The following is a 26,319-nucleotide window of genomic DNA, read 5'->3' on the forward strand; positions in this document are numbered from 1 at the left end:
GACATACAACACTTTTTATAACAATAACTTGACAAGTTAGCAGATTATACGTATATTTGCGAGTGAAGACAATAATATTCATATAAGGAAGACAATGAAGACAACACATACTATCCCCATTATATTGGCAGCTTGCTTACTCTCATGTACAGGAAAGACTAACGGACAATCACAACAATCAGCAGAGAAGACTCCTGCTGTTGAGCAAACAGCCACTACTAAAAAACAACGTTTGGCACCTCCTCCTAACTACGAGAGAGTAAAACTCACTGAGGGTACATTTGGTTCATTCCTACGAAATCTACCACTAAAGCCTGCTGGAAGTGACTTACATTATTATAATGGTAGTATCAAACGGCGAAATTATGCTGGTGCGGTGGTAGACATCGACTTTGGCCATGGAGAGGTAGAACAGTGTGCTGATGCTGTTATCTACCTCAGAGCCTTATGGCTTTGGCAGACAAAACAGTATGACAAGATTCACTTCAACTTCACCAATGGCTTCAGGGCAGATTACGCTCGTTGGGCAAAAGGAGAGCGTATCCACATTGATAAGAAGACATGGCGGTGCTGGTATAGCAAGGACACTGCTACAGACTATTCTTATAAGACATTCCGTAAGTACTTAAATCTCGTCTTTATGTATGCAGGAACAGCCTCACTTGAAAAGGAGTTAACTACGATTACAGGCAAAGAACTGCAGGTTGGCGATGTGATTATCAATGGTGGTCATCCCGGACATACTGTCATTGTTGTAGACAAAGCAGTCAACAAGAAAGGAGAAGCTGTCTACCTACTTGCACAAGGCTATACACCAGCGCAAGAAATTGAGATTTTTAACCAGTGGTTCAGCATAAATCCACAGATAAAATACCTTGACACTCCAGACTGGTATTTCCGTGGTAACTATGCAAAACGATTTTAGTTAGTCGTCAATTACCCTTAGAATAGGCAAGAAAAAAGCACTGTGACCGAACTCACAGTGCTTTTATTGCTTTGTTTTCTGACTTGAAAGTAATATTACAATCTGTCATCAATGTTATCACCCTCTGTTGGCTTCATATCCTCTTCAAAGTTGGTAATACCAGCCTTAACAAGAATTTCATACCACTGAAGGAGCTTCTTGATATCGCTTGTGTGTACACGATCACGGTCGAAGTCAGGAAGAACCTCTGCAAAGTAGTTCTGCAACTCCTTAGCTGAAGCCTTGCGCCAGTTCAGAGAAGCCACCTTGCCCTCTTCCTTGTCGCGCAACTTTGCCAAGACTTCACCCAATGGAACATCGTCAGACTCAGTGAACATAGCAATATCAGCAAGACTCGTCACACGGTCTGTGCCGAATGCAGGCTGACGCTTGTGGCTCTCATCAAGCGACTCAACAATAAGATTCATTTTACCACGGCTTACCAGCTTATAAAGACCTGGCTTACCTGCGATTGAAAGGATTGTCTGTAACATTTTAATCTATTCTTGTTTATAATTTAATTATTCTGAAATAATGGAAAGCAAGTGGTCTACCTGTGGAGCGAGAGGGCATATACCATCGTTGATGATTTCATAATCACTACGTCTTAATACTTCCTCTTGCGGTAGTTGACGTGCTATCCACTCAAGGGTCTTTTCCCTACTAATACCATCACGTGTCATCACACGACGAATACGTACTTCTTCTGGAGCCGTAACGCAAACTACCTTATCTATATGGGTACGCTTATCAAAACCACTATCAAAGAGTATCGCACTTTCAAGCCACGATTGACCCGATTGCTCAAAATCATGAGCTACAGCAGGATGTATCACGGCATTAACCGCCTGTACATGCGTCTCACTCTGTAAGAGATAGGCTGCAAGAATGGCTTTTTGCAAGACACCATCACGGAAGACACCCTCACCGACAAGTGCAGAAAGCTGTTGTTGTAGTGGTTGAGAGGTGCGCATCAATTCCTTTGCGTGCGCATCACAATCGTAAACAGAGATACCTCGCTCCGCAAGAAGCTTACAGACGTAAGACTTTCCGCTACCAATACCACCAGTCAACGCTACTATCATCGCTGCTCAATGAGATAATCAACCGTATTTACTTCTGGTCGTACGTTGCGTACACCATTAGGAGAACTTATCACATAGATAGGACATTTCTCGCTATTATTTTTCTCTATATCTTCGTAGTTGACTACAACACGGAAGCCTACAGGGAGAAGTTCCTTTGTCTCCGCATTCTTTGGCATCGAACGCATACGATAGGCACCTACCACAAACTTCACTTTTATCTTGCTTGGGAAGGTACGCATGACCTTATTGTCAGGCATATTGACAGCTTCAATTGGTACCTCAACCGTCTCCTCTGTAAGTACATCCGGATAGAGTTTCATCTTTACTCTGGAAGGAACACACTTGGCATTCGTAAACTTTCGGAGGTCTACAGTCAACTCCTTGACATCTGTGAAATTGGTAATATACTGTCGCTCTGTATAGACTGTTTGAATACTATCCAACACATTACGCGCTGCATAAACCTGAACGCTATCTGGAGTAAAGTCTACACGAGCAAGATAATAATTATCACCAGGTGTTACTGTCCCCAAAAGGCGTACAGGTACCTTTTTATGACGACCAAAGTTAAATGAGAAAGAGAACTTGCCAGCCTTAACAGAAGCTATCTTTGAACTCTTTGACAGTTGAAGATAAATCTGACGTTGAAGGTCTGCAATGGGTACATCTCCCTTACTTCGTCCGTCACTATGAACTTTGTAGTCGACATAGATAGGGCGGAATGTATCATCAAGACCATAATACGCAATCATATATCCCTTGTCTCGCACAGTAAAACGGACAACAGAATCAAGGTCACTGGTAATAACCACATTACGAGGAACACCCGTCATGCGAAGTGGTATACTGAATTCACCCTCATAAGTTTCGTTCAGTGTCATTATCAACCAGAACCCTCCACTCAATACCAAGAAAAACAAAAAAATCAGAAACTCCTTGTTGAAGATCCTCAACAAGAAGTTCCTGAAGGTACTGAATGTATGAAGCGATTTGCTTGTTTTCATCAAATGCTTTCCTTCTTTTCTACCAATAAGGTTTACTTACTCTGACCCTGCTGAGAAGCCTGTACGTTTGCGAATACGTAGTTCTTATCAACAGTGATAACAACACCACGTGCAATCTCAACTTCAACCTTATTGGTTGTCATATCAATATGCTTTACTGTGCCATAGATTCCACCACCAGTCACAACAGAATCACCTGCTGAGAGAGCATTCTGGAAAGCACGAATCTCCTTCTGCTTCTTCTGCTGTGGACGAATCATGAAAAACCACATGATGGCGAAGATAGCTACCATCATGATAATCATAGGCATTGGGCTGCCTTGACCTGCAGCCTGTGCTGCGAGGATTAATGTTGTATTCATTATTTATCAGTTATTATGTTCTTAATTTATGAGCGTGAAAAGGAGGCTATAGACAAGCATAACGTCTGAGAGACTTTTATAAACACTCATCATTATAATGCTGAACAAGCCTTTTTCATTACGGCTCTTAATAGCTTCCCGCCTATGTCTTTATTCCTTATTCTCCGCCTGATCAGTTGCTTGCTGCTGACGATAAGCCACACGCTGAGCAGAAGTTTGCGCAATCGTTGGGCGACGTCCCTCACGACGTGGTACTCTTTCCTCTTGGCAATCATTGCGAGGACGATGTTGACGAGGCTCAGGCATTGTCTTCATCATCTTACCAGTCTGTATGAGATGACGTGCAATTGTATCAAGCATACCATTGATATATCCACCACTTCTCGGTGTACTATACAATTTAGCCAAGTCAACATACTCGTTGATGGTCACCGTTACTGGGATATTAGGGAATGTAAGCATCTCTGCAATAGCTATCTGCATGATGACAACATCCATATAAGCCAAACGAGAGAAATCCCAGTTACGACTTGACTCACTCATATAACGCTGATAATCGTCTGCATTAAGGATAGTTGAACGGAAGAGTTTAAGTGCAAAGTCACGGTCCTCTTCGTCACGATATTCTGGCAGAAGTTCTTGATCAGCACCGTTAGCAGGGTCGAATCGTTTGATAGTCTTGATAACGAAGGTATCAACAACTTCCTTATCATCATTCCAATAAAGACTCTTCTCTTCCAACACAGCGTCCAAATCAGGATTCTCCTGTATGAGAGTACGATATATCTTACGCCACACCTCACGGTCTGCCTCGTACGAATCATCATCACTTGCCATGTACTCTTGGTAGATAGTGCTCTGTTCAATCTGATCACAGAGTTTACGCACAGCCTCCATATCATCTTCCCAACGACGTTTTTGTGATTCCATGAAAAGGTTAAGCTGCTTATTCTCTTCCAACTGCACAGCGAACTTATTGGTTGCAAAACGACTTGAGGGAGCCTCTGTCCCCTCACGGTTAGCACGAGTAGCAGCAATCTCCACGCGATGGCGCTCCTCTTGCGTGACTGATACGATTAAGGCCAAGAGGTAATTGTAGAGGTCATACGCTTTCGCCAAGCTGAAAAGAAGTTCCTTCTCAGCATTGTCCATATTCCTGTTACCGTTCTGATAGTATGCATAGGTTAACTGGACAATCTTAATTCTTATTAATTCCCTATTGATCATTGTCTTTTCTAAAAGATTGTGTTTCGTATTGAATACTTTATTTTGCAAATGTAGGAAATTTCCTTCGTACATGCAAGCATTAGTATCTTTTTCTATGTTTTTTTAGAGAATACTTGCTCAATCCATTGAAAAGAAGTAACTTTGCAACGCTTTTTGCAAATTGAGGATTGAAAGTTGTGATATTCATTAGATTTCCAATTCCTTAGTCTCTCAGTGTGTGATGGCGAATTAAAGTTCGTATTAATTTAGAGTAACACAGAATTATGAAAGAAATTAAAGTAACAGGTCAGAAGCGTACAGACCTTGGAAAGAAAGCTTCTAAGCAGCTCCGTAAGGAGGGTTTGATTCCATGTAACCTCTATGGTGAGGCACAGCAGGATGGCAAGCCAGTAGCATTCTCATTCACAGCTCCTATGTCAGAGTTGCGTAAGTTGGTTTACACACCACACATCTACGTTGTAGAGTTGATTATTGATGGTGAGAGACGTACTGCAGTTCTTAAGGAGCTCCAGTTCCACCCAGTAACAGACGCTCTGCTTCACGTAGACTTCTATGAGGTGAACGACCAGAAGCCAATCGTTATGGGTGTACCAGTTAAGCTCGTAGGTTTGGCACAGGGTGTTCGCGATGGTGGTCGTATGAACATGTCTATCCGTAAGATTAATGTTAAGGCTCCTTATCAGCAGATTCCAGAGCACCTCGATATCAACGTTACTGAGCTTCGTCTTGGTAAGAGTATCAAGGTTGGCGAGTTGAGCTTCGAGGGTCTTGAGTTGGTAACTCCAAAGGAGGTTGTAGTTTGCTCTATCAAGGCTACACGTAACTCTATCCAAGCTGCGCAGGCTGCAGCAGCTGCTGGGGCAGAGTAATCTCTACGACAATAATTAATTCAATATAAGAATTGGACAAGTATTTGATTTGTGGATTGGGTAACCCTGGTTATGAATACGAGGGAACCAGACACAATACAGGATTTATGGTATTGGACGCTTTCGCTAAAGCGTCCAATATTGTTTTTGAGGATAAGCGTTATGGTTTCGTTGCTGAGACAACGGTCAAGGGGCGAAAGATTATTCTTTTGAAGCCTACGACATTCATGAATCTCTCTGGAAATGCCGTGCGCTACTGGCTCAACAAGGAGAATATCGACCAGAGTAGACTCTTGGTTGTCTCTGACGATGTTGCCCTTCCATTAGGTGCTTTCCGCTTGAAAGGAAACGGATCTAATGGTGGTCACAATGGCTTAGGACATATCCAGCAACTCATCGGACAGAACTATGCTCGTCTACGTATGGGTGTTGGTAACGACTATCCACGTGGTGGACAGGTAGACTGGGTATTGGGTCGCTACTCTGACGAGGAGATGAAAGAACTTCAGCCAGCTATCGACTTGGGCGTAGACATTATCAAGAGTTTTGCCCTTGCTGGTATCGACATCACAATGAACCAGTTTAATAAACTCGGAAAGAAGTAATCGAGCATCCTCTTTAACACATTATGAGACTATGAACGATATTGCAAGAATTGACAAATGGCTATGGGCTGCCCGCATCTATAAGACCCGCTCCATTGCTGCAGACGCCTGCAAGAATGGTCGTGTCACAATAAAAGGTATCAACGTAAAACCTTCCCACACAATCAAGGCGGGTGAAGTGGTGAGTGTTAAGAAGTCGCCTATCACCTATTCGTTCAAGGTTCTCAAACCAATTGAACAACGTGTTGGTGCAAAACTCATCCCTGAAGTCTACGAGAATGTGACAGATGCTAAGCAGTACGAACTCTTAGAGATGAGCCGGATCAGTGGGTTCGTTGACAGAGCACGTGGTACAGGACGCCCAACAAAGAAGGACCGCCGTCAGATGGATGCTTTCGTCGACCCTGCCCTATTTGGTTTTGATGAGGACGATGATGAGGATGAAACATTCTAAAATCGTTGTCTGATAGGTTAAAACAAACTGATAGACAGCATGACAAAGACTATATCCCGCTGACATTGCAACAAAGGCTATTGTAAAAATATAGGAATGCACGACTCATACTCCGCTAATAATAATTATAAACGGATGTAAGAGCCGTGCATTCTTATATAAAAACAGCTCATTATCTTAACTTAAAAACATATTCTACCTACAACGTAAAGCCTGCGAAATATTATTACAAAAGCTTCACGTTATATTGTCTAAAAAGGATTGAAAAGCCCCTTTTCACACACATCTATAACTTTCAATAAATCAACCGATTACAAAACAACATTTTAAAAGATGCCTAATTGGACTTCAAAAGGGCGTTAGTAAGACTTCAAAAGGGCACCTTCTGCAAGCTAAAAGAGCGTCTTTTAGAAGCCAATTAAGCATCAATAAAAATAGAGGGCGTGAAATTTTATTACAAAACATACGAATATAAACATCCTTATCCGACTCCCTTTACATCTATAAAAACTCACACAACGACTACATACTTATCCCAATTCTATAAAACCTCAGCATACTGTTTGTTTTTGTTAGTTTTTTTTATACCTTTGCAACAAAGAATCATATATAGCTAAAAGAATGAAGAAATTACTAATTTTCGCACTGTTTCTTGGCTTGCACACAGCAGTTATGGCACAGGAATCTAATGGATTGGAAAAGAACAAGTCCGTTTACTTGGAAGTGTTGGGTCCGTCAAATCTTGCAGGTATCAACTATGATGCACGTTTCAACGACCACACACGCTTTGGTTGGAGAGCCGGATTGAGCTTCGGTTATGGTCATAATTCCAGCATTTTCTGGGAAGGTTCAGACGTACGTGGCTATGCTGTACCATTGGAAGTTAACTATCTCTTGGGTAGCCAAAAGAACAACCTTGAGGTTGGTGTGGGTGCCAGTGTGGGTATATACAATATACACGGCATCTTTGTGGAGTCTGTAGATGGTCCTAAGTCTTCGTTGTCAGCTGACCAGCAGAAGCATGCTATAGGAGAATATAACACTCCAGAAGGAACAAAGACCTGGCTGGCTTACAATGAGAGTCGTAACAAATTCGGCTACTATTTCTTTGGAAACATCGGCTATCGTCACGTATCAAACAAGGGTTTCCTGTTCCGTGCAGGTTTCAGTCCTTCTTTTACTATTGGGGAGAAGAATGCAGTTAAGAAAGCGTTCTTCTATCCATACCTCGGCTTCGGTTGGGCATTTTAATTAAGAAACAGATAATAACAAAAGCAGGGACGTACGTAGCGTGCGCCCCTGCTTTGTGTTTACAAACACTGAGAAATTAGTGAATCACCTTATCAATCATATAGTCACATATCTTGACCTGACGCTCCTTCAACACAACACGTATTGAATCAAAAGGCTGGGTATTATCGTATGAAGTAGAGAATCTTACCAGACAACCACCCTTCACAAGTTCAACTTCTGGAACTACTTTCATATCCTTTCGAGCAAGCACCTTTGCGGGTAAGACAACATCCACCCCTTCCTTTGTCAGCTGTTCCACAAACTTAGGAGAGCCATAATCACGGGCAAGTTTCAATAGTGAAGCCTTATCCACTGGCTTCTGCTGCAACTCATGAATGTACTTTACATAAAAAGATGTTACCATGTCTGACTCGTCCAATGCCAGAGGAACAGGATAAACCTTACTACTTCCATCTTTAGACAACGCCAACCAGACGGTAAAACCATCATCCGTTTCTGGATAACAGATAGAAACTGGCAAATAAACAGAAGTGTTAGTTATGTCGGGAACAAAAACAGCATAAACCTGAAACTCCTCGTTCGCACCTTTACAAAAGTCTTCTCGTGTAAAGACTTTCTTATCAAACAAGACTTTACCACCCTTTGAAATCGTCACGACCACCTTCTTTACAAACTCATCAGAATTCTTCACCTTAGTCTTACTATCAACAGTGTCAACCCGAACATGCCAGTCTCCATAGACTGTATCTATCATCACATTCTCGTTAGAGATATCTTCCTTCTTCAAGGTTTTATCCTCTTGAACAGCAGATGTATCCTCAACAGGAGCTACTGCAGGGGCTTTCCGAACTCCCGGTGCACAACAAGCAGACAGAAGACTCATACCCAAAGCGATAAGTAACAAAGCTTTAAAAGACTTTTTATTTCTATTCTTTCTCATCGTATTTCTTGTTTATAATTAGCAACAAATCTGTTTTTTTGATTTACCCACAAAAGTAAACAAAAAGTTTAAATTTGCAAGTTTATACCTTAAATAATATAGATAAAAAAAAACTGCTTCCCATCTTCATATAAAAAGACGGAAAGCAGTTCTATTATCTATCCTTTTATTTATCCTCTATTCAGCTGTTTGTCACAGCCTCGTTGGCTCTACTTGACAGGAATCTCCTCTAAAGTCTGAACGAGAAGTTTCCAGAAAGGCTCAACAGTTGCTATCTCAAGACGCTCCTTCGCTGTATGTGGACTGCGGAGAGTTGGGCCAAGACTTACAACATCCATACCTGGATACTTACCGAGGATAACTGAACATTCAAGACCAGCGTGGTCTACCTGTACAATACCCTCTACACCGTTCTGCTCCTTATAAACCTTCTTCAAGAGGTTAAGGATTTCACTGTCTGGGTTTGGATCCCAACCACCATATTGACCACTGAAGACTGTCTTCATGCCAGCCATGTTAAAGCAGCTTTCCAACTGAGTAGAGATGTAATCTCTCATGTCCTCACGGCTTGAACGAGCAAGAATCATAATCGTTGCCTTAGTTGGCTCAATATGTATAATTGCAAGGTTTGACGAAGTCTCAACAACATCAGGATAAGAAGGAATCATACGCAAAACGCCATTATGACAGGCATAGATAGCATTGATTAACTTCTCCTGAACATCTGCAGGAACAAGGTTTGCTGGCTTCTCTACATCCTCTACAAAGAACTCTACATTTGGCTCAATACCCTTGAATTCGTCTTCGAGGAGTGCCTTCTGACGAGCAACCATATCCTTTAAAGCTGGAACTTTGCTCTGTGGCAATGCCAAAACAACTTCAGCCTTGAATGGAATAGCATTGCGCATATTACCACCTTCCCAAGAAGCCAAGCGTGCACCGAGTTCGGTAACGGCATTGCGTACAAAGCGGACCATCTCCTTATTAGCATTGGCACGCCCCTCATTGATTTCCAGACCAGAGTGACCACCACGTAAGCCCTTCAAAGTTACCTTAACAGCAGCTTCTTGATTATTTGCAACTTCCTTATACGCTATGGTTGAAGTAATGTCAACACCACCTGCAGAACCAATAACAAACTTACCCCATGTCTCAGAGTCAAGGTTCATAAGGATATCACTGTGCAACTCACCACTTGGCATCTCATTAACACCATACATACCCGTTTCCTCATCACGAGTAATCAATGCCTCTACAACACCGTGCTTCAAAGTTTTATCTTCCATGACAGCCATGATAGCAGCAACACCGATACCATCGTCAGCACCAAGTGTAGTGTTGTTTGCATATACCCATCCATCCACGATATGTGTCACGATAGGGTCTGTTTCAAAGTTATGATTACTATCTGGAGCCTTCTGTGGAACCATGTCCATGTGCGCCTGCAACAGAACTGTCTTACGGTTTTCATATCCCGGTGTGGCAGGCTTGCGCATTACAACATTGCCACCAGCATCTACGTATGATTCAACACCTACCCTTGCAGCAAAGTCTAACAAGAACTTCTGTACTTTCTCTGGTAATCCCGAAGGACGTGGGACCTGTGTCAGATCATCAAAGTTTCTCCAAAGGCCTTCTGGCTTAAGATTTCTGATTTCACTCATAATGTTGATTTTAAAAGGTTATTATCATTGTTTATTGATTCGCTCAAAACTATCTTCTTCTACAATTACTTTGCAGGGCGAGTAAGTTCTGCAGGACCACCCAACGCCACTGGTGTCTTCGTAAAACTTAGTGCTATCCATGCGTAAACACCTAAAAGAATCACCAGCAAGGTTTGAATGGTATGCACAATCAGTACAAAATAAAGTGCCTGATTGTCTGCCACACCATAAAGTATTAACATTGTCTTGACAGCAAAGTGCCATGGTCCTGCTCCGTTAGGCGTTGGCACAATAACAGCTACCGAGCCAACAACAAAGCTAACAAGCGCACAAGAAAGACCGAGGTTTGCTGTTGCATCAAAGCAATAGAATGTCAAGTAATAATGAAGGAAGTAACTTCCCCATATCGCCAGACTGTAGAAGATAAACAAAGGAATATTCTTTACTTTACGCAAAGAACTTATTCCCTGCCATATACCACCTAACATCTCCTTCACTTTCTTATAGAAAGATAGGTGACGTAGCACATAATAGAAGAGGATAATTGATGCAACACCACAGATAGCCGTTACCAGCCAGCCCGTTGGTGAGAACATACCGAAGACATCATCAATACGTGTACCTGTCCTTGAAAAGAAGTTCGTAAAAACTCTTATCTGCATCAAAAAGGCTGTGGCACTTATGAGTAATACAATAAGCGTATCTACTGCACGCTCAGTTACTACTGTACCAATAGCTTTGGGGAAGGCAATCTTATCATATCTATTCAACACTCCACAACGAGCAAACTCACCAATGCGGGGAATAAGCAGACTGACAGCGTAAGAAAGAAAGATAGAGTTAACACAGACCGATGCACGCGGATGCTCACCGATAGGCTCAAGACTCTGCTTCCATCTCCACCCACGAAAAGCCTGCGCCAGTATGCCGAAAGGGAGTGAGAGAATCATCCAGGTCCAGTTCATCTCATGTAGCAGTACATGTTTGATACTGGAGAAGTCGAATCCCCTATACATCCAATATAGGATTGCACTTCCAAGTAGTAACGGCAATGCAATCTTCACAGTATTGTTGAACAGTTTCTTCGTCCTCATATAATGGAGCAAAGATAATTAAAATGTTTTTTAATGCAAAATAAAATGAGTATCTTTGTAGGCAAATAAAGAAAAATTATGAAATTAGTCAAGCCAAAGAAGAATTTGGGTCAGCACTTCCTCACTGACTTAAGCATAGCCCGTCAGATTGCTGACACCGTTGATGCCTGTCCTGATATCCCTGTATTAGAGATAGGACCGGGTATGGGTGTCCTTACTCAATATCTTGTTGAGAAGCCACGTGAAGTGAAAGCTGTAGAGATAGACTCGGAAAGTGTTGCCTTCCTCTACGAGAAATTCCCTAAGTTACGTGAGAATATTCTTGGACAAGACTTCCTCCGCATGGATTTAAATGAAGTCTTTGATGGTAGACAGTTTGTGTTGACAGGCAACTATCCTTACGACATCTCGTCTCAAATTTTCTTTAAGATGCTTGAGTATAAAGACCTTATCCCTTGCTGTACGGGTATGATACAACGTGAGGTTGCACAGCGTATGGCTGCTGGACCTGGCTCAAAGACGTATGGTATCTTATCCGTCTTGATGCAAGCGTGGTATAATGTAGAATATCTCTTTACCGTAGATGAGAATGTCTTCAACCCTCCTCCAAAGGTTAAGAGTGCCGTTATCCGTATGACACGCAACGAAGTGACGGACATTGGCTGTGATCAGGTACTCTTTAAACGTGTGGTGAAGACTGTGTTCAACCAGCGTCGTAAGATGTTACGGGTGAGCTTACGACAGATATTCAATGCGGTTAAACCTACTGATGGTTTCTATGAGCAAGACATTATGACCAAACGTCCAGAGCAACTATCTATCGCTCAGTTTGTTGAACTAACGAACATGGTTGAGGAACAGTTGAAGATTATTGGACAATAAATAGGAAGAAATATAACTCTTAATGACAAGAAAAGAACAATATAACCAACTCATACTACAGATTGCCGGACTTATTAAGGATGAAACAAACCTTGTGGGTATCTTAGCAAATGTGTCAGCAGCACTGCATGACACCTTTCCAGAGCGTTTCTTTTGGGTAGGCTTTTATCTCCAAGAGAATGGAAATATGTTGAGATTAGGTCCTTTTCAGGGGTCAGTAGCCTGCTACGTCATCCCATTCGGTAAGGGTGTCTGTGGGAAGGCATGGGAAGAAGGATGCACCCTCATTGTTCCCGATGTAGAGAAATTCCCTGGGCACATTGCTTGTAGTAGTCTTTCCCGCAGCGAGATTGTTGTTCCGATGTATGATGATTCACATACTTTTCGTGGTGTACTTGACATTGATAGTACTCGTCTCAACGACTTCAACGAAGACGATAAAGAAGGTTTGGAACGTATCATCGAACTTCTAATGGTAGAAACACAAGACCTCTTCCAATAGAAAGGATAGAAAACCTTGTTTTGACAAAAAAGTAAAGTAAAATCTTGTGCATATCCGAATTAATACCTATTTTTGTAAAGTAGAAATTTAATATTACGAATATATGTTAGACGTTAAGCAGACATTAAATGATGCCAGCGAGCGCATGGAAATGGCAACGATGTATCTCGGTGATGAGTTGCAGCGCATCCGTGCTGGCCGTGCAAACGTAGCCATCCTCGATGGTGTACGAGTAGAATCTTACGGTTCAAAGGTTCCTTTGAATCAGGTTGCCTCAGTCATGGTGCCTGACGCACGTACCATTGCTATCAAGCCATGGGATAAAAAAGCTATCAAAGATATTGAAAAGGCTATCATGGACTCAGATGTTGGTATCACACCAGAGAACAATGGTGAGCTGATTCGTCTGAACTTGCCCCAGCCAACAGAGGAGCGTCGTCGTGACTTGGTAAAGCAGTGTAACAAGATTGGTGAACGTACAAAGGTTGAGATTCGCAATGTTCGTTCTGACATCAAGGAGAAACTGAAGAAAGCTATCAAGGACGGCCTTTCTGAAGACAACGAGAAGGATGCTGAAGAAAGCTTGCAGAAGATTCACGATAAGTTCATCAAGCAAGTTGACACGCTGTTAGAGGATAAGCAGAAAGAGATTATGACCGTTTAATAAAGCACACAACGGCCCCTCCCCCTTACCCCTCCCCCAAAGGGAGGGGAGTAATATGTACCGACTATCACAATTCTATTCAAATTAATAGCGGTGACTACTCCCCTCCCTTTGGGGGAGGGGTAAGGGGGAGGGACCACTCTTTTTTATTTTTATGCGCGGCTTAGTAATAAAGAACACAGGTAGCTGGTACACGGTGAAAACCGAGGAAGGCAAGACAATAGATAGCAAGATAAAGGGCAACTTCCGCCTAAAGGGAATTCGCTCTACTAATCCTGTGGCTGTTGGTGACCATGTTGTCATCACGCCTAATCAGGAGGGAACGGCTTTCATCACTGAAATAGAAGACCGTAGGAATTATATCATCCGAAAGTCACCTAACCTCTCTAAGCAGAGCCATATCATTGCTGCAAACATCGACCAAGCGTTCTTGATTGTTACGACAAACTATCCGGAGACGTCTACTACCTTCATCGATCGCTTCCTTGCCAGTGCCGAAGCTTACCGCATCCCAGTAACACTCGTCTTCAATAAGCACGACTTGTTGGATGAGGACGAACTGCGTTATCAGCATGCTGTAATGAATCTCTATGAAACAATCGGTTATCAGTGTATAGAGATACAAGCAAGTGCAGAGTCTGACAATGAGTTTAGCGTAGAGAAAATGAAGCCGTTATTAGCAGGAAAAGTAACTCTTTTGAGTGGTAATAGTGGCGTAGGAAAATCGACGATTATCAATGCTCTCCTACCCCATGTCAACCTCCGTACGGCTGAGATTTCTGATGTACATAACACGGGTATGCACACTACTACATTCAGTGAGATGTTAGAGTTGCCAATGGGTGGATATCTTATTGACACACCGGGTATCAAGGGATTCGGAACCTTTGATATAGAACGTGAAGAGCTTACGAGCTACTTCCGTGAAATTTTCAAGTTCTCAAAGGATTGTAGATTCTCAAACTGTACGCACACACATGAGCCTGGCTGTGCTGTAAGAAAGGCTGTAGAAGACCATTACATAGCAGAAAGTCGATATAATAGTTACCTATCAATGCTCGAAGACAAGGATGAGAATAAATATCGTGAGGCTTTTTAGCTTTACGATTTTTTTTGTTGCAAATCATTTTCATGAGAAAATAGGATTATTTGCCCAATAGAAGAAAAGTAATGAGATAGGCACTCAGAGAGCTAATGATAAAAAACTTCCCGTGTATGATAAGCATTTTCAAATAAGTGATATATTATCATAGAAAACAAGAGTATAGTTTCATTTCCGTTTGCTGTCATTTTTAACATTTCACATATCTCTCTGTAAACCAATAAATTGAGCATCTACTCCAAATGACAGGAATGACAGTAAGCATCCACGCATTCAAGAGAGGAAAAAATTAAGGTGTATCAAATTTAACATTTGACACACCTTAATCTTAAGATACTACAATATATTATTCAGGCCACAAGCAATGTGCATTTGTTCGGTCACCATATCCGACATGCACCCTGTCTCTCTGGACATACAGATTGTAAGCATTTAAACCTCCATCTTGACGTGGCGTACTTGACCAATAATATCCCCTATTTCCAACACGTTGTAATTTTCCATCACCAGCATGGTAGAAACCAGTAGTTGGCAAGAATATATAGTCAGACGAGTTGGTTGGCTTACCCAATATAACACTCATGTTGTCTTTAACATATAAATCATATATTTTGAAAGAAAGAGGATAAGCTTTTGTATAATCTGTCCCACCAGGAGCAGCATCCTTAAGCTGTTGCAAAGTCTTATGCTGATCTGCTGCAATGACACTACGTTTCTTCAGCCACATACCACCATCATACAAATGCTTCATAGTTGACCAAATAGAAGAATCCCAATGAGGATCACCATACATGCAGTACCATAACATTTCGTTGGCATTAGGACAATCTTTTGCCGAACGAGAGGCTTTAGCAGGGATCAGAGCTGGATTATACCATCGTGCATCAGTACTTACAGTAGGGTAATGACTGTCCACACCTTCATTAAGGATAGGCTGATAGTTTTCGTAATTCTTCCATGCATTTTGCCCTACAGCCGCATCCCACATATAGAATCTATCTTTCGAATAGTTCGGGACCTGCAAATCAGCTACCACTTTCTTATTCTGTCCCGCGTGGAAAGTAAGCTGACCATAATTCTTTGAGACGGTTCCATAAACCAATGTTTTTTGATCGTAGAGTCTATATTCCACTGTGAAATTGTGATAAGTGCCTGGAGCAAGTACCATTATTGCAGCATTCTTAGTATAATCGGGGCTGATTGGAATTGTGAATCCATTGTTGGTGCCACCATTTAACTCAAGCGTAATGCTCTTTCCTGGATTCACTACGGTAGTACGTGACGCAAGGTCAAGCCCATTATCATCGAATTTAAACTCTCCTGCGAGTACCTCGTCAGCGGTTACTTTGATTTGTGTAACCTTTACATCCTCTGCAAATTCATAACTGTAGTAAGGCATAAATGTTATGTATGACGCTTTGTGAGAAAGTGTGAATCCGTACTTCCCATCAGCACCTCTTGTAGCCGTTGCCGTACCACAATCACCATCTGTTCCAATATGTGAGCCATCATTGGGAGTAGCTTGTTTCTGTTCGGCCTTTATCGTTACCTTGTCGCCTGCATTGCTTCCCTTTCCGGTATAACGTACAGGGTAACTAGATGCATTGTATGTACCTGTAAAATAGAACTTGGCAGTAGCAGCCTTGCCTGTGATATCATCATCTGAACTTTGAACTAGAGACGAAGTATTGTTAATCCACAACTTGTCGCCTTGTGTCCAATAAAAGTCTATACCCAAACCACTATAAACACCCATGGTTCGGGTTGTAGCCTCCTTTACAGCGAACTCTGTCATTCCTGCAGGTGTTCCTTTCTGCTTTCCATTGTTCTCTTGTGCAGTGTCGTCATTGGAACAACTTGCTAATGTAAATAGGGCTAAAACTGGCAAAGCCCACAAATATTGGCATTTCATTTTCATTTTGCTTTGTCTTAATTTACTTCTTACTTTCTCTTCTCAGTAGTCTCACTTGTATAATTATCTTCTTCATCACTAAAGAAATTAAAGCCTTTCGCATGCAGCGTTTCGTCATCACCAGCAGAAACGTGTCCGCCTTCTGCTGTTGTTCCTGATGCTGCCATAATACACTCATTTTCAATTACATCTACTAATGTAGTCAGCGGCTTAATATAAGCTTTCTCTTGTTTTTTATTCATATTGTGAAAATTTAATTAATGATTAATATCTTGACTATATAAACTATTTTTTATCACTTACTTAATATAGTTATTGTTATGTTTATAAATTTATATGATTCTAAGTAAAAGTACGAAGAAATAACACTGAAAATCCTAAAAGTTCTTTGTTTACTAAGAAAAAGTAAACTTGAACCAGTGCATGAGAGTATGCAATTGTTAATCTATCAAATAATTAATTCACTATCTTTCTCTAATTTTATTAAAGAATTGAGTGAAGTAACGAATGTGTTTACATCCTTATATAAATAAGGAGGAAACATTGGACTTATCAAAAGTTTTTGTTTTTAACATCATTGCTAATAAGTTAATCCTTGCAGAACGGATGCAAAGGTAATAAAAAAATATGGAATGCAAAAAAAAACAATAAAAAACAAAAACTTACCTCTTTTCCTCTTCAAATCAACAGTCACTGCCTAATGGGAAGTTGTGGAAAGAGAGTAGAATGTACAGACTGTTATCCTACGCTTCGCAGCAGTAGGAGTTAAGTAAAAGTCGGTACTTAATACTTGAAGAAGCTATTTAAGAACAGTTTCCAATAATCAGCAAACTCTCGAATGGTAGGGAAAAGGATGTCGGCACCTTCATTCAAAAGAACTGAATCATCCAATGGACCGCTATTAATAGCCACCGTATAGCAACCAGCAGCAGCACCCGCATGAACACCAAGCGGTGCATTCTCAACGACAATACCCTCTGTTGGTAGATAATTACCCGCCTTCTGCAACCCCATGAGGTAAGGATCGGGATTAGGTTTACCTCGTTTCACATCGTAAGCCGTTGTTATCTGATCAGCAGAAACATAGTCACCAAAATCACGAGTAACACGCTTAATCAATGGGAGTTGCGCACTACCTGTCACAATACCTATCTTCAATCCGCTCGCCTTAATCTTCTGCATAAGATCAATCACACCGTCAAACACCTTTGCTTCAGGCATTTCGTGGAAGTAATGTGCCTTCACATCATAAACCTTCTGTGCCTCTTCCTCCGTTAGTTCCTTACCGAGTTGCTCCTTCGCATACTTACGAATCGTATCAACACCACGTGCCCCTTCTGTTGCGTAAGAATCTTCAAGCGTAAAATGAATACCAAACTCCTTCATTGCACGCTGCCATGCAACACCATGGTTGGGCATTGAATCGTAAAGGACACCATCCATATCAAAGAGGACAACTTTTGGATTTCTCCGTGTACCCTCTACGGACTGTATGTTTTGTTGAGATTGAGACGACATAGCTGTTTTCTTCACCTTATTATATATTATTATCCTCAAGTTCCTCTACACAATGTGAAGAACTTGAGGATACATTAAGAATATTATAAAATAGTACTCCCCTTGAAACCTATCCACGCGACCTCTAACTATATTCCGCTAAGTACTCCTCCCCTTTCGGGGAGGTTGGGTGGGGCTTCCCTCCCCTCCTTTGGAAGGGTTGGGGGAGGTTCTTATTCTTTAGTCAGTCTTTCCTGAATAGCCTTGCTCTCAGCCTCGTAACCTGGCTTATTGAGAAGAGCAAACATATTCTTCTTATAAGCCTCAACACCTGGCTGATTGAAAGGATTCACTTCCTGAATAAGACCGCTGATACCGCAAGCCTTCTCGAAGAAGTAGATGAGCTGACCGAGGTAGTACTCGTTCAATGTAGGAACGCTAACACGGATGTTAGGAACACCACCATCAACGTGAGCCAAACGTGTACCGAGCTCTGCCATCTTGTTAACCTCATCAACACGCTTACCTGCGAGGAAGTTCAAGCCATCGAGGTTCTCCTCATCATGTGGGAAGAGTACCTTTGCATTTGGCTCCTCAACAGAGATAACAGTCTCGAAAATAGAACGCTCACCTTCCTGAATCCACTGACCCATTGAGTGAAGGTCGGTTGTGAAGTCACAAGCTGCAGGGAAGATACCCTTGCGATCCTTACCCTCGCTCTCTCCGTAGAGCTGCTTCCACCACTCAGCAAAGAAGTGAAGCTTTGGCTGGAAGTTAGCAACAATCTCTATCTTCTTGCCTGCCTCAGAGTAAAGACCCTGACGAACAGCAGCATAACGAGCAGCAATATTATTTGCGAAAGGAACGTCAGCAGAAGTCTCCTTCTCCATTACCTGTGCACCCTCAACAAGCTTCTGTACATCGAAACCTGCGACTGCGATTGGCAACAAACCTACTGGAGTGAGAACAGAGAAACGACCACCAACATTGTCAGGAATGATAAATGTCTTGTAACCTTCCTTAGTTGCGGCAGCACGTGCAGCGCCCTTATGCTCATCAGTGATAGCAACAATCACATCCTTTGCAGCCTCCTTACCCAACTGATCCTCACACTGCTTCTTCAAAAGGCGGAATGCGAGTGCTGTCTCTGTTGTTGTACCAGACTTAGAAATATTGATAACACCAAACTTCTTATCCTTCAAATAGTCTGTCAACTCAGCGAGATAGTCCTCACCGATGTTGTTACCTGCAAAGAGAATCGTTGGATTCTTCTTGTCATTTACAAGCCAAGCGAAGCTGTTACCCAAAGCCTCGATGACAGCGCGAGCACCGAGGTAAGAACCACCGATACCAGCAACGACAACCACCTCACACTTCTCACGGAGTGTATTGGCAACCGCCTGAATCTCATTAAGGAACGCTGGAGTAATGCTTGATGGCAAATGCAACCATCCAAGGAAGTCATTACCAGGACAAGTAGCTTTCTCCAAAGCGTCCTGAGCTGCAGCTACCTGAGGAGCATAAGCCTCTACTGCGCCCGGATTCAAAAACTGGGCGGCTTTTGTGATGTCTAACTTAATACTTTCCATTTGTGTTTATCTAAATGAATCTGTTAATAATTTTATTTCTATTTGTGGACTGATACGCTCGTAGAGGATATTATATACAGCATCGAGGATCGGCATATTGACGTGCAGACGGCGATTAATCTCCTTCATACACTTTGTACCAAAATATCCTTCAGCTACCATCTCCATTTCAATCTGTGCCGACTTAACGCTGTATCCCTTTCCAATCATTGTTCCAAAGGTATGGTTACGCGAGAATTTACTATATCCCGTCACCAACTGGTCACCAAGATATACACTGTCAATGATGGACCGTTGAATAGGATTGATAGTATTAAGGAAGCGTTCCATCTCCTGCATTGCATTCGACATCAACACTGCTTGGAAGTTATCACCATACTTCAAGCCTGAACAAATACCAGCAGAGATAGCATAAACGTTCTTCAAGACAGAAGCATACTCTATACCGAGGACGTCCGGAGAGGTCTTAGTCTTGACATAGTTTGATGCTAACACCTCCGTAAAGGCACGTGCCTTCTCAAGATCTGAACAACCAACAGTAAGATAGGTGAGTCGTTCCATCGCCACTTCTTCCGCATGAGACGGTCCACCAATAACAGCAAGATTATCGTATGGAACACCGTATGCCTCATGAAAATACTCTGAACAAACAAGGTTCTCATCAGGAACAATACCCTTGATAGCCGTTAAGATTAGCTTTGTATGAAGCTTTGTCTTCAGTTTCTTCAGTAAAGCTTTCAGATAAGGAGAAGGAGTAACAAACACCAAAGTGTCATACTCCTGCACTATCTTATTGATATCCGAAGAGAGCATCACCTCATTCATGTTAAACTTTACACTTGTGAGGTAAGAAGGATTGTGTCCTCTCCGCTTAAATTCTTCTATCTTATCGTCACGTCGGAAGTACCAACCAATATGATGCGTATGCTCCACAACAATCTTAGCGATAGCCGTTGCCCAGCTACCGCTTCCTATGATTGCTATTTTACCGATGTCGAACATAGACGTTAAGAATAAGAGTAAAAAGGGAAAAAGTAGAGAAAGTGAAAAATATCAGCATTGTATTATGACCTTATACCATTGCTATAGTTATACTTCTCTTTTAGTTATTCATCCTACTTTCTACCCTTTTACTTTTCTCTCATTTACTTTTTACTTTTCGTTAGCTCCGTCAATCCACTGCTGAATAGCCTCAACAGAAGGCTTCTCATAACCGAGCTTGTACTTCTTGTTGATTTCCCCGAGCTTCTGCTGCAAGCCCTGTGCCTTCTCCTCTCTGATGTCAGAGATGAGGTTGAAGCCTGCCTTGCGCAAAACATATACCCACTCTTCAGCAACACCAAGTTCAGCCCATTCCTTAACAGAAGACTGTGGAATCTTTGGTTCTGGCTTCATCTGTGGGAAGAGCAATACTTCCTGGATGTATTCCTTACCAGTCATCAGCATTACCAAACGGTCAATACCAATACCGATACCAGAGGTTGGAGGCATACCATACTGCAAAGAGCGGAGGAAGTCTTGATCGATAATCATCGCCTCATCGTCACCCTTGTCTGCCAAACGCATCTGTTCAATGAAACGTTCTTCCTGATCAATTGGGTCATTCAGCTCTGAATAAGCATTAGCTAACTCTTTTCCATTTACCATCAACTCAAAACGCTCTGTCAGTCCTGGCTTAGAACGGTGCATCTTTGTCAGTGGTGACATCTCAACTGGATAGTCAGTGATAAAGGTTGGTTGGATATATGTACCCTCACAGAACTCACCAAAGATTTCATCTATGAGCTTACCCTTACCGAAGCTCTCATCAATTTCTTCGAGTTTCAACTCGTTAACAGCAATATTACGGATTTCCTCCTCTGTCTTACCATAGAGATCGAAACCTGTCTTCTCCTTGATTGCATCGAGGATAGGCAGACGACGGAATGGAGCCTTGAAGCTGATAACCTTGTCACCAACCTGTACCTCTGGCTTACCATTTACCTCTATACAAATCTTCTCAAGAAGTTTCTCTGTGAAAGACATCATCCAGTTGTAGTCCTTGTATTGTACATAAAGTTCCATACAAGTAAACTCTGGATTGTGGAAACGGTCCATACCCTCGTTACGGAAGTTCTTACCGATTTCATATACACCCTCGAAACCACCAACAATCAGACGCTTCAAATAAAGCTCTGTTGCGATACGCATATACATATCAACGTTGAGAGCATTGAAGTGAGTAATGAATGGGCGCGCACTTGCACCACCAGCAATACTCTGTAAGGTAGGAGTTTCTACCTCTGTATAACCAGCCTCATCGAAGAACTTACGCATGGTACGCAATACGATAGCACGCTTCAAGAAGGTATCTTTCACACCCTCATTCACAACGAGGTCAACATAACGCTGACGATAACGCTGCTCTGGGTCTTCAAACTTATCGTATGCCTCACCGTCCTTATACTTAACAACAGGCAGTGGCTTCAAGCTCTTAGACAAAACGGTAATCTCCTTAGCATGAACAGAGATTTCTCCCATCTGTGTCTTGAACACTTCACCCTTCACCCCGATGAAGTCACCAATATCGAGTAACTTCTTGAAGACCTTATTATAAAATTCTTTATCCTCACCCGGACAGATGTCATCACGAGTGATATAAACCTGGATTCTACCCTTGCTATCCTGTAACTCAGCGAAGGAAGCCTTGCCCATGACACGGCGTCCCATCATACGACCAGCGATTACAACCTCACGCTGTTCGTCCTCCTTGAACTGCTCTTTAATATCAGTAGAGTAAGCATTCGTTGGAAACTCTGCTGCTGGATAGGGATCAATCCCCATCTCACGCAATTCTTGCAGGCTTTGGCGGCGACCAATCTCCTGCTCAGATAATTCTAAAACGTTCATATTTATAATTAAATCGAATATATTCTTATAGTTTGCAAATTTACTAAATAATTCGCAAACTATAGCTGCTTTTTCCTTTTTTATGGCATTGGAATATTCTTAAACCCCAATCATGGTGTCGCTTATTATGTCTGTATCGTTACTGCATCTCAACAGTTACCCCTTTCTTGACTGTTTATTGCAATCTATTTAGCCGTTCGCACATAGGGTGCTAACCAACAGCACCACATGTGCGAAGCATTTACACGACTATTGAAAACGGAAACATAACCTTTTACAGGTCCATAGGTTAGTTTAAAGATGTCTATAGCTAAGCTCGAAAGCATCAAAACATGACCTTTGTCTATACTTATCTACCTATTAAACCTATTATGATTTTGTTATCTATCCAACTTTTATTATCTTTGCATTACATTAAGTTGATTAGGTTATGAACGTAGAAAACATCATAAAAAGTATTCATCAGGAAGACGGACTGAGCCGCACACTCGGTATGGAATTTATTTCTACACCCGAGGACGACACATTGAAGGCAAGAATGGCGGTCGACGACCGTAACAAACAGCCTTTCGGATTCCTCGCTGGCGGTGCTTCATTGGCGCTTGCGGAGAATCTTGCTGGTGTCGGTTCGATGGCGTTATGCCCCGGAAAGATGGCTATGGGTATTAATGTTCACGGCAATCACGTCAAGGCGATGCCATATGGTGGAACAGTTACGGCTTACGGAAAACTGATTCACAGGGGCCATACACTACACGTATGGAACATTGACATCAAGAATGGTGAAGACGAACTCATCTCAAGCGTACAGGTTACCAACTACGTCATAGCCCCACAAGAGAAGTAAATGGATTCTTTCTTTATCTATCGTGAACCTTTCGAAAAGGTTTGTCATTGCTATTCACAACCAGAGAAGCCAACGGCTATTTCCTCGCTTACTGAACTTAATGGGCGTAAGGGATTTGTCATTGCTCCTTTCTATTGCGATGATAGTAAATCACTTTACTTGCTGGATGGTCAGAAGGGGTGTTCTATTACTCTGCCATTAGATGGTAGTAAGGGTTTTGATGCTATTCCCGACTGGCAGGACGAGGCAGTACTTACTAACGAAACACCATCTCTTCGCGAGGCTTATCACAACGATTTCTGTCGTTTCCATAAAGAGTTAGAACACAATAGATTCCGCAAGTTAGTTCTGGCGCGCTCGATTGTTGAAACAAAAGACGAGCGTGCGACTCCTCGAAGCATTTTCCTTAAGGCTTGTGAGAAGTATCCACGCTCTTATATTTCACTTTTCTATACTGCAGAGACAGGTATGTGGCTTATTGCAAGTCCTGAGATTCTACTTCGTGGTGATGCTGAGGGGTATCAGACAATGGCGTTAGCTGGTACGATGAAGTATGAAGGTGAGGATATGAAGTGGTCTACTAAGAATCAAGAAGAACAACAACTCGTTGCTGATTATATCCGTGCTTGCTTGCAACCGTTTGCTGCTGAGATTACTGAAAGTAAGCCTTACACTACACGTGCAGCACATTTGGCGCATCTTCGCACAGACTTCACTTTCCGACTTAAAGACACACAGCGAGTCGGAACATTCCTTACAGCCTTCCACCCTACCCCTGCCGTATGCGGTATGCCAAAGGATGAGGCACAGCAGTTTATCCTTCATAATGAGCAACTAAACCGCAGTTATTACAGTGGTTTCAGTGGACTACTTGGCGAGAAGGGTGCGGCAAAACTTTATGTCACCCTTCGCTGCATGCAACTCTCTCGTTCTACGTGTCGCCTTTATGCTGGTGGCGGACTCTTAAAGGAAAGTATTGAAGAGAATGAATGGCAGGAAACAGAAGCCAAACTTGACACTATGCGCCAGTTGTTGAATCACAATTAGTTTTTTAGGAAGATTGGGCTTATGAGCCTTATTAGCCCTATTAGCCCAATATCCCTAACCCTCAACACCCAACATTCACCACCCAACACCCACAATGTACAGCAACAAAGAAAACGTAAACATTCTTACAGCCCTGCTCGTAAAGAAAAAAATAACGAAAGCCGTTGTATGTCCTGGTTCTCGTAACTCACCTATCGTACACAATCTCTGTGCTTGTCCCGAGATTGAGTGCTATCCTGTTACCGACGAACGTTCGGCAGGATTCGTAGCGTTAGGAATGACTTTAGCAGACAATGAGCCAGTTGCAGTATGCGTTACATCGGGTTCAGCTTTGCTCAACTTGGCACCTGCTGTAGCTGAAGCGTTCTATCAGAAACGTCCACTGATTATTATTTCAGCTGATAGGCCAGCGCAGTGGATTGACCAACAGGATGGACAAACACTTCAACAACATCGTGCATTGGAGCCAAATGTTCGCAAGAGTGTGACACTACCAGAGCCTCATAACGAAGAGGAACGCTGGTATTGCAATCGATTAGTCAACGAAGCGCTGAATGCAGTACGAATGAACGATGGCAGTCCTGTGCATATCAATGTTCCTATCAGCGAACCCCTCTTTGAATATAACGTTCCTCAACTTCCTGACGAACGCAATATTTTCCTGATGTATGCAGCAACGAATGAGGTTTGTGTCTATGAAATGGCAGCTGATTTCTTCCGTGGCAAGAAACTGATGGTTGTTCTTGGTCAGCTGACACCTGAGGTTGTGGGCAATTCGCTTGAGGCAATTGAGGCATTAAAGAAGGTTGCTGTCGTTCTTCAAGAGAAGTTAGCTGATGACGATATTGGACCAGCACAACCTATTGATGAAGTATTGAAGATGATTGGGGAGGATGAATCTTATCGCCCTGACCACCTTATATATATAGGAGGAACGATTGTCAGCAAACGACTCCGTCAGTTCTTACGTAAGTGTGAGTGCAAGATGTCAATCGTTGTGAATGGGATTGATGAGTTTTGTGACACTTTTATGCACACCACTGATATGATTCAAGGTTTACCAGAGGATGTTATCGGAATCTTTGCCAATGAGACAGAAGGCGTTAAAAAGAGTGACTTTGTAACGCTATGGGACAAGGCTTTCGATAAAGCCTTAGCCATCCGCAAGACCTTCAAACCACGCTTCTCACAAATGTTGGCTGTTAAGGCTTTCCATGAGAAAATGAGAGAGGAGGCTGTCGATGGTGAATTGTTCTATGGAAATAGCTCGGCTGTGCGCCTTGGCAACATCTTCTCTGATCAATATATCTATGTTAATCGAGGTGTGAATGGTATTGAAGGATCGTTATCTACGGCTGTTGGCTATGCTATTGCACATCAGGAAGAAGATGATGTGTACTGCGTTATTGGTGACTTGAGTTTCTTCTATGATCAGAACGCACTATGGAACGAGTCCCTTCCTCCTAATCTTTCTATCCTCTTACTTAACAATGGCGGTGGAGGAATCTTCCGTCAGCTGCCAGGTTTGGAGCGTTCACCTTATCGGGATAGTGCTATTGCTGCCCAACATACAACCACTGCGGAAGGAATCTGTCAGACACATGACATCGTTTACCTCTCTGCTCGCAACGAAGAAGAGCTTTACAAGAATCTTGACAAACTCTTTAACTCGGAGGAAGGACCAGTACTTTTAGAAGTATTCACCAATGCTGAGGAAGATACACAGGCTTTGAAGGATTATTATCAAGTCTTTTAATGACCCTCAACGTATCAACTTTCGGTTTATATATCCATCATAAATAATAATAACCTGCCTCTGTCTATCCCCCTTTTAGGAACGACTTGGCAGGCTCCCTATAATCA

Annotated in this window: 26 protein-coding genes; 12 read left to right on the forward strand and 14 right to left on the reverse strand. The window is 42.3% G+C overall.

Annotated features, from left to right (window positions below; genetic code table 11):
* Positions 1–94 precede the first annotated feature (94 nt).
* A complete protein-coding gene (locus FIU21_RS09510) occupies positions 95–925 on the forward strand; it encodes a DUF4846 domain-containing protein (RefSeq protein ID WP_004361326.1) in 831 nt (276 codons plus the stop codon).
* Positions 926–1,020: 95 nt separating this feature from the next.
* Here FIU21_RS09510 and FIU21_RS09515 read toward each other — a convergent pair whose 3' ends face one another.
* The 5 genes from FIU21_RS09515 to nusB form a co-directional block, all read right to left on the reverse strand.
* Positions 1,021–1,458 (reverse strand): DUF5606 family protein, encoded by a 438-nt coding sequence (locus FIU21_RS09515; protein ID WP_004361327.1) that lies wholly within the window; start codon positions 1,456–1,458, stop codon positions 1,021–1,023.
* Between the two features lie 27 nt (positions 1,459–1,485).
* On the reverse strand, positions 1,486–2,049 hold the full coding sequence (gene coaE / locus FIU21_RS09520; RefSeq protein ID WP_004361328.1) for a dephospho-CoA kinase: 564 nt from the start codon (positions 2,047–2,049) through the stop codon (positions 1,486–1,488).
* Positions 2,046–3,056: a CdaR family protein gene (locus FIU21_RS09525; RefSeq protein ID WP_036886827.1), complete on the reverse strand. Its 1,011-nt coding sequence runs from the start codon at positions 3,054–3,056 to the stop codon at positions 2,046–2,048. Before FIU21_RS09525 ends, coaE begins: the two co-directional genes overlap by 4 nt.
* Before the next feature lie 32 nt (positions 3,057–3,088).
* The gene (gene yajC, locus FIU21_RS09530) at positions 3,089–3,418 is read right to left on the reverse strand and encodes a preprotein translocase subunit YajC (RefSeq protein WP_004361330.1); all 330 of its coding nucleotides are present in this window, start codon (positions 3,416–3,418) and stop codon (positions 3,089–3,091) included.
* A gap of 150 nt (positions 3,419–3,568) precedes the next feature.
* Positions 3,569–4,645 (reverse strand): transcription antitermination factor NusB, encoded by a 1,077-nt coding sequence (gene nusB / locus FIU21_RS09535; RefSeq protein ID WP_036886854.1) that lies wholly within the window; start codon positions 4,643–4,645, stop codon positions 3,569–3,571.
* Positions 4,646–4,908: 263 nt separating this feature from the next.
* Here nusB and FIU21_RS09540 point away from each other — a divergent pair, with 263 nt between their 5' ends.
* The 4 genes from FIU21_RS09540 (at position 4,909) to FIU21_RS09555 (ending at position 7,824) form a co-directional block, all read left to right on the forward strand.
* Positions 4,909–5,514, forward strand: a complete 606-nt coding sequence (locus FIU21_RS09540) for a 50S ribosomal protein L25/general stress protein Ctc (RefSeq protein ID WP_004361332.1) — start codon at positions 4,909–4,911, stop codon at positions 5,512–5,514.
* A 32-nt stretch (positions 5,515–5,546) separates the two neighbouring features.
* Positions 5,547–6,119, forward strand: a complete 573-nt coding sequence (gene pth, locus FIU21_RS09545) for an aminoacyl-tRNA hydrolase (protein ID WP_036886830.1) — start codon at positions 5,547–5,549, stop codon at positions 6,117–6,119.
* Between the two features lie 31 nt (positions 6,120–6,150).
* Positions 6,151–6,573, forward strand: coding sequence for an RNA-binding S4 domain-containing protein (locus tag FIU21_RS09550; protein WP_004361334.1), 423 nt, complete (start codon positions 6,151–6,153; stop codon positions 6,571–6,573).
* Positions 6,574–7,245: 672 nt separating this feature from the next.
* Complete coding sequence (locus tag FIU21_RS09555; protein ID WP_004361335.1) at positions 7,246–7,824, forward strand: hypothetical protein; 579 nt, start codon at positions 7,246–7,248, stop codon at positions 7,822–7,824.
* 76 nt (positions 7,825–7,900) lie between these two features.
* Here the strand turns inward: FIU21_RS09555 and FIU21_RS09560 are convergent, their stop codons facing one another.
* From FIU21_RS09560 to FIU21_RS09570, 3 genes are all read right to left on the reverse strand, one after another.
* Positions 7,901–8,767: a hypothetical protein gene (locus FIU21_RS09560; protein ID WP_004361336.1), complete on the reverse strand. Its 867-nt coding sequence runs from the start codon at positions 8,765–8,767 to the stop codon at positions 7,901–7,903.
* 209 nt (positions 8,768–8,976) lie between these two features.
* Complete coding sequence (locus tag FIU21_RS09565) at positions 8,977–10,431, reverse strand: aminoacyl-histidine dipeptidase (protein ID WP_004361337.1); 1,455 nt, start codon at positions 10,429–10,431, stop codon at positions 8,977–8,979.
* Positions 10,432–10,496: 65 nt separating this feature from the next.
* Positions 10,497–11,525 (reverse strand): lysylphosphatidylglycerol synthase transmembrane domain-containing protein, encoded by a 1,029-nt coding sequence (locus FIU21_RS09570; protein ID WP_036886833.1) that lies wholly within the window; start codon positions 11,523–11,525, stop codon positions 10,497–10,499.
* A 78-nt stretch (positions 11,526–11,603) separates the two neighbouring features.
* Here FIU21_RS09570 and rsmA point away from each other — a divergent pair, with 78 nt between their 5' ends.
* The 4 genes from rsmA (at position 11,604) to rsgA (ending at position 14,672) form a co-directional block, all read left to right on the forward strand.
* Complete coding sequence (gene rsmA / locus FIU21_RS09575; protein ID WP_004361339.1) at positions 11,604–12,407, forward strand: 16S rRNA (adenine(1518)-N(6)/adenine(1519)-N(6))-dimethyltransferase RsmA; 804 nt, start codon at positions 11,604–11,606, stop codon at positions 12,405–12,407.
* 22 nt (positions 12,408–12,429) lie between these two features.
* Positions 12,430–12,909, forward strand: a complete 480-nt coding sequence (locus tag FIU21_RS09580; RefSeq protein ID WP_004361340.1) for a GAF domain-containing protein — start codon at positions 12,430–12,432, stop codon at positions 12,907–12,909.
* 103 nt (positions 12,910–13,012) lie between these two features.
* Positions 13,013–13,573, forward strand: coding sequence for a ribosome recycling factor (gene frr, locus FIU21_RS09585; protein WP_004361341.1), 561 nt, complete (start codon positions 13,013–13,015; stop codon positions 13,571–13,573).
* A 154-nt stretch (positions 13,574–13,727) separates the two neighbouring features.
* Entirely contained in the window at positions 13,728–14,672 is a 945-nt protein-coding gene (rsgA, locus tag FIU21_RS09590; protein WP_004361342.1) for a ribosome small subunit-dependent GTPase A, read from the forward strand.
* Positions 14,673–15,021: 349 nt separating this feature from the next.
* Here the strand turns inward: rsgA and FIU21_RS09595 are convergent, their stop codons facing one another.
* The 6 genes from FIU21_RS09595 to lysS all read right to left on the reverse strand — a co-directional run bounded on the left by FIU21_RS09595 (position 15,022) and on the right by lysS (position 22,562).
* Positions 15,022–16,593 (reverse strand): fimbrillin family protein, encoded by a 1,572-nt coding sequence (locus FIU21_RS09595; protein WP_004361343.1) that lies wholly within the window; start codon positions 16,591–16,593, stop codon positions 15,022–15,024.
* Positions 16,594–16,616: 23 nt separating this feature from the next.
* On the reverse strand, positions 16,617–16,829 hold the full coding sequence (locus FIU21_RS09600) for a hypothetical protein (protein WP_004361344.1): 213 nt from the start codon (positions 16,827–16,829) through the stop codon (positions 16,617–16,619).
* 541 nt (positions 16,830–17,370) lie between these two features.
* The gene (locus FIU21_RS09605) at positions 17,371–18,105 is read right to left on the reverse strand and encodes an inorganic diphosphatase (RefSeq protein WP_004361345.1); all 735 of its coding nucleotides are present in this window, start codon (positions 18,103–18,105) and stop codon (positions 17,371–17,373) included.
* A 212-nt stretch (positions 18,106–18,317) separates the two neighbouring features.
* Positions 18,318–19,673, reverse strand: a complete 1,356-nt coding sequence (locus FIU21_RS09610) for a glucose-6-phosphate isomerase (protein ID WP_004361347.1) — start codon at positions 19,671–19,673, stop codon at positions 18,318–18,320.
* A gap of 6 nt (positions 19,674–19,679) precedes the next feature.
* Positions 19,680–20,675, reverse strand: coding sequence for an NAD(P)H-dependent glycerol-3-phosphate dehydrogenase (locus tag FIU21_RS09615; protein WP_004361349.1), 996 nt, complete (start codon positions 20,673–20,675; stop codon positions 19,680–19,682).
* 150 nt (positions 20,676–20,825) lie between these two features.
* Positions 20,826–22,562, reverse strand: coding sequence for a lysine--tRNA ligase (gene lysS / locus FIU21_RS09620; protein ID WP_004361351.1), 1,737 nt, complete (start codon positions 22,560–22,562; stop codon positions 20,826–20,828).
* Positions 22,563–22,992: 430 nt separating this feature from the next.
* Between lysS and FIU21_RS09625 the strand changes: the two genes are divergently transcribed.
* The 3 genes from FIU21_RS09625 to menD all read left to right on the forward strand — a co-directional run bounded on the left by FIU21_RS09625 (position 22,993) and on the right by menD (position 26,212).
* Positions 22,993–23,409, forward strand: coding sequence for a PaaI family thioesterase (locus tag FIU21_RS09625; RefSeq protein ID WP_004361353.1), 417 nt, complete (start codon positions 22,993–22,995; stop codon positions 23,407–23,409).
* Complete coding sequence (locus FIU21_RS09630; RefSeq protein WP_004361355.1) at positions 23,410–24,456, forward strand: isochorismate synthase; 1,047 nt, start codon at positions 23,410–23,412, stop codon at positions 24,454–24,456.
* Between the two features lie 94 nt (positions 24,457–24,550).
* Positions 24,551–26,212, forward strand: a complete 1,662-nt coding sequence (gene menD, locus FIU21_RS09635) for a 2-succinyl-5-enolpyruvyl-6-hydroxy-3-cyclohexene-1-carboxylic-acid synthase (RefSeq protein WP_004361357.1) — start codon at positions 24,551–24,553, stop codon at positions 26,210–26,212.
* The last annotated feature ends 107 nt before the right edge of the window (positions 26,213–26,319 follow it).

Origin of the sequence: Prevotella melaninogenica, assembly GCF_013267595.1 — a bacterium.
Classification (GTDB): domain Bacteria; phylum Bacteroidota; class Bacteroidia; order Bacteroidales; family Bacteroidaceae; genus Prevotella; species Prevotella melaninogenica_D.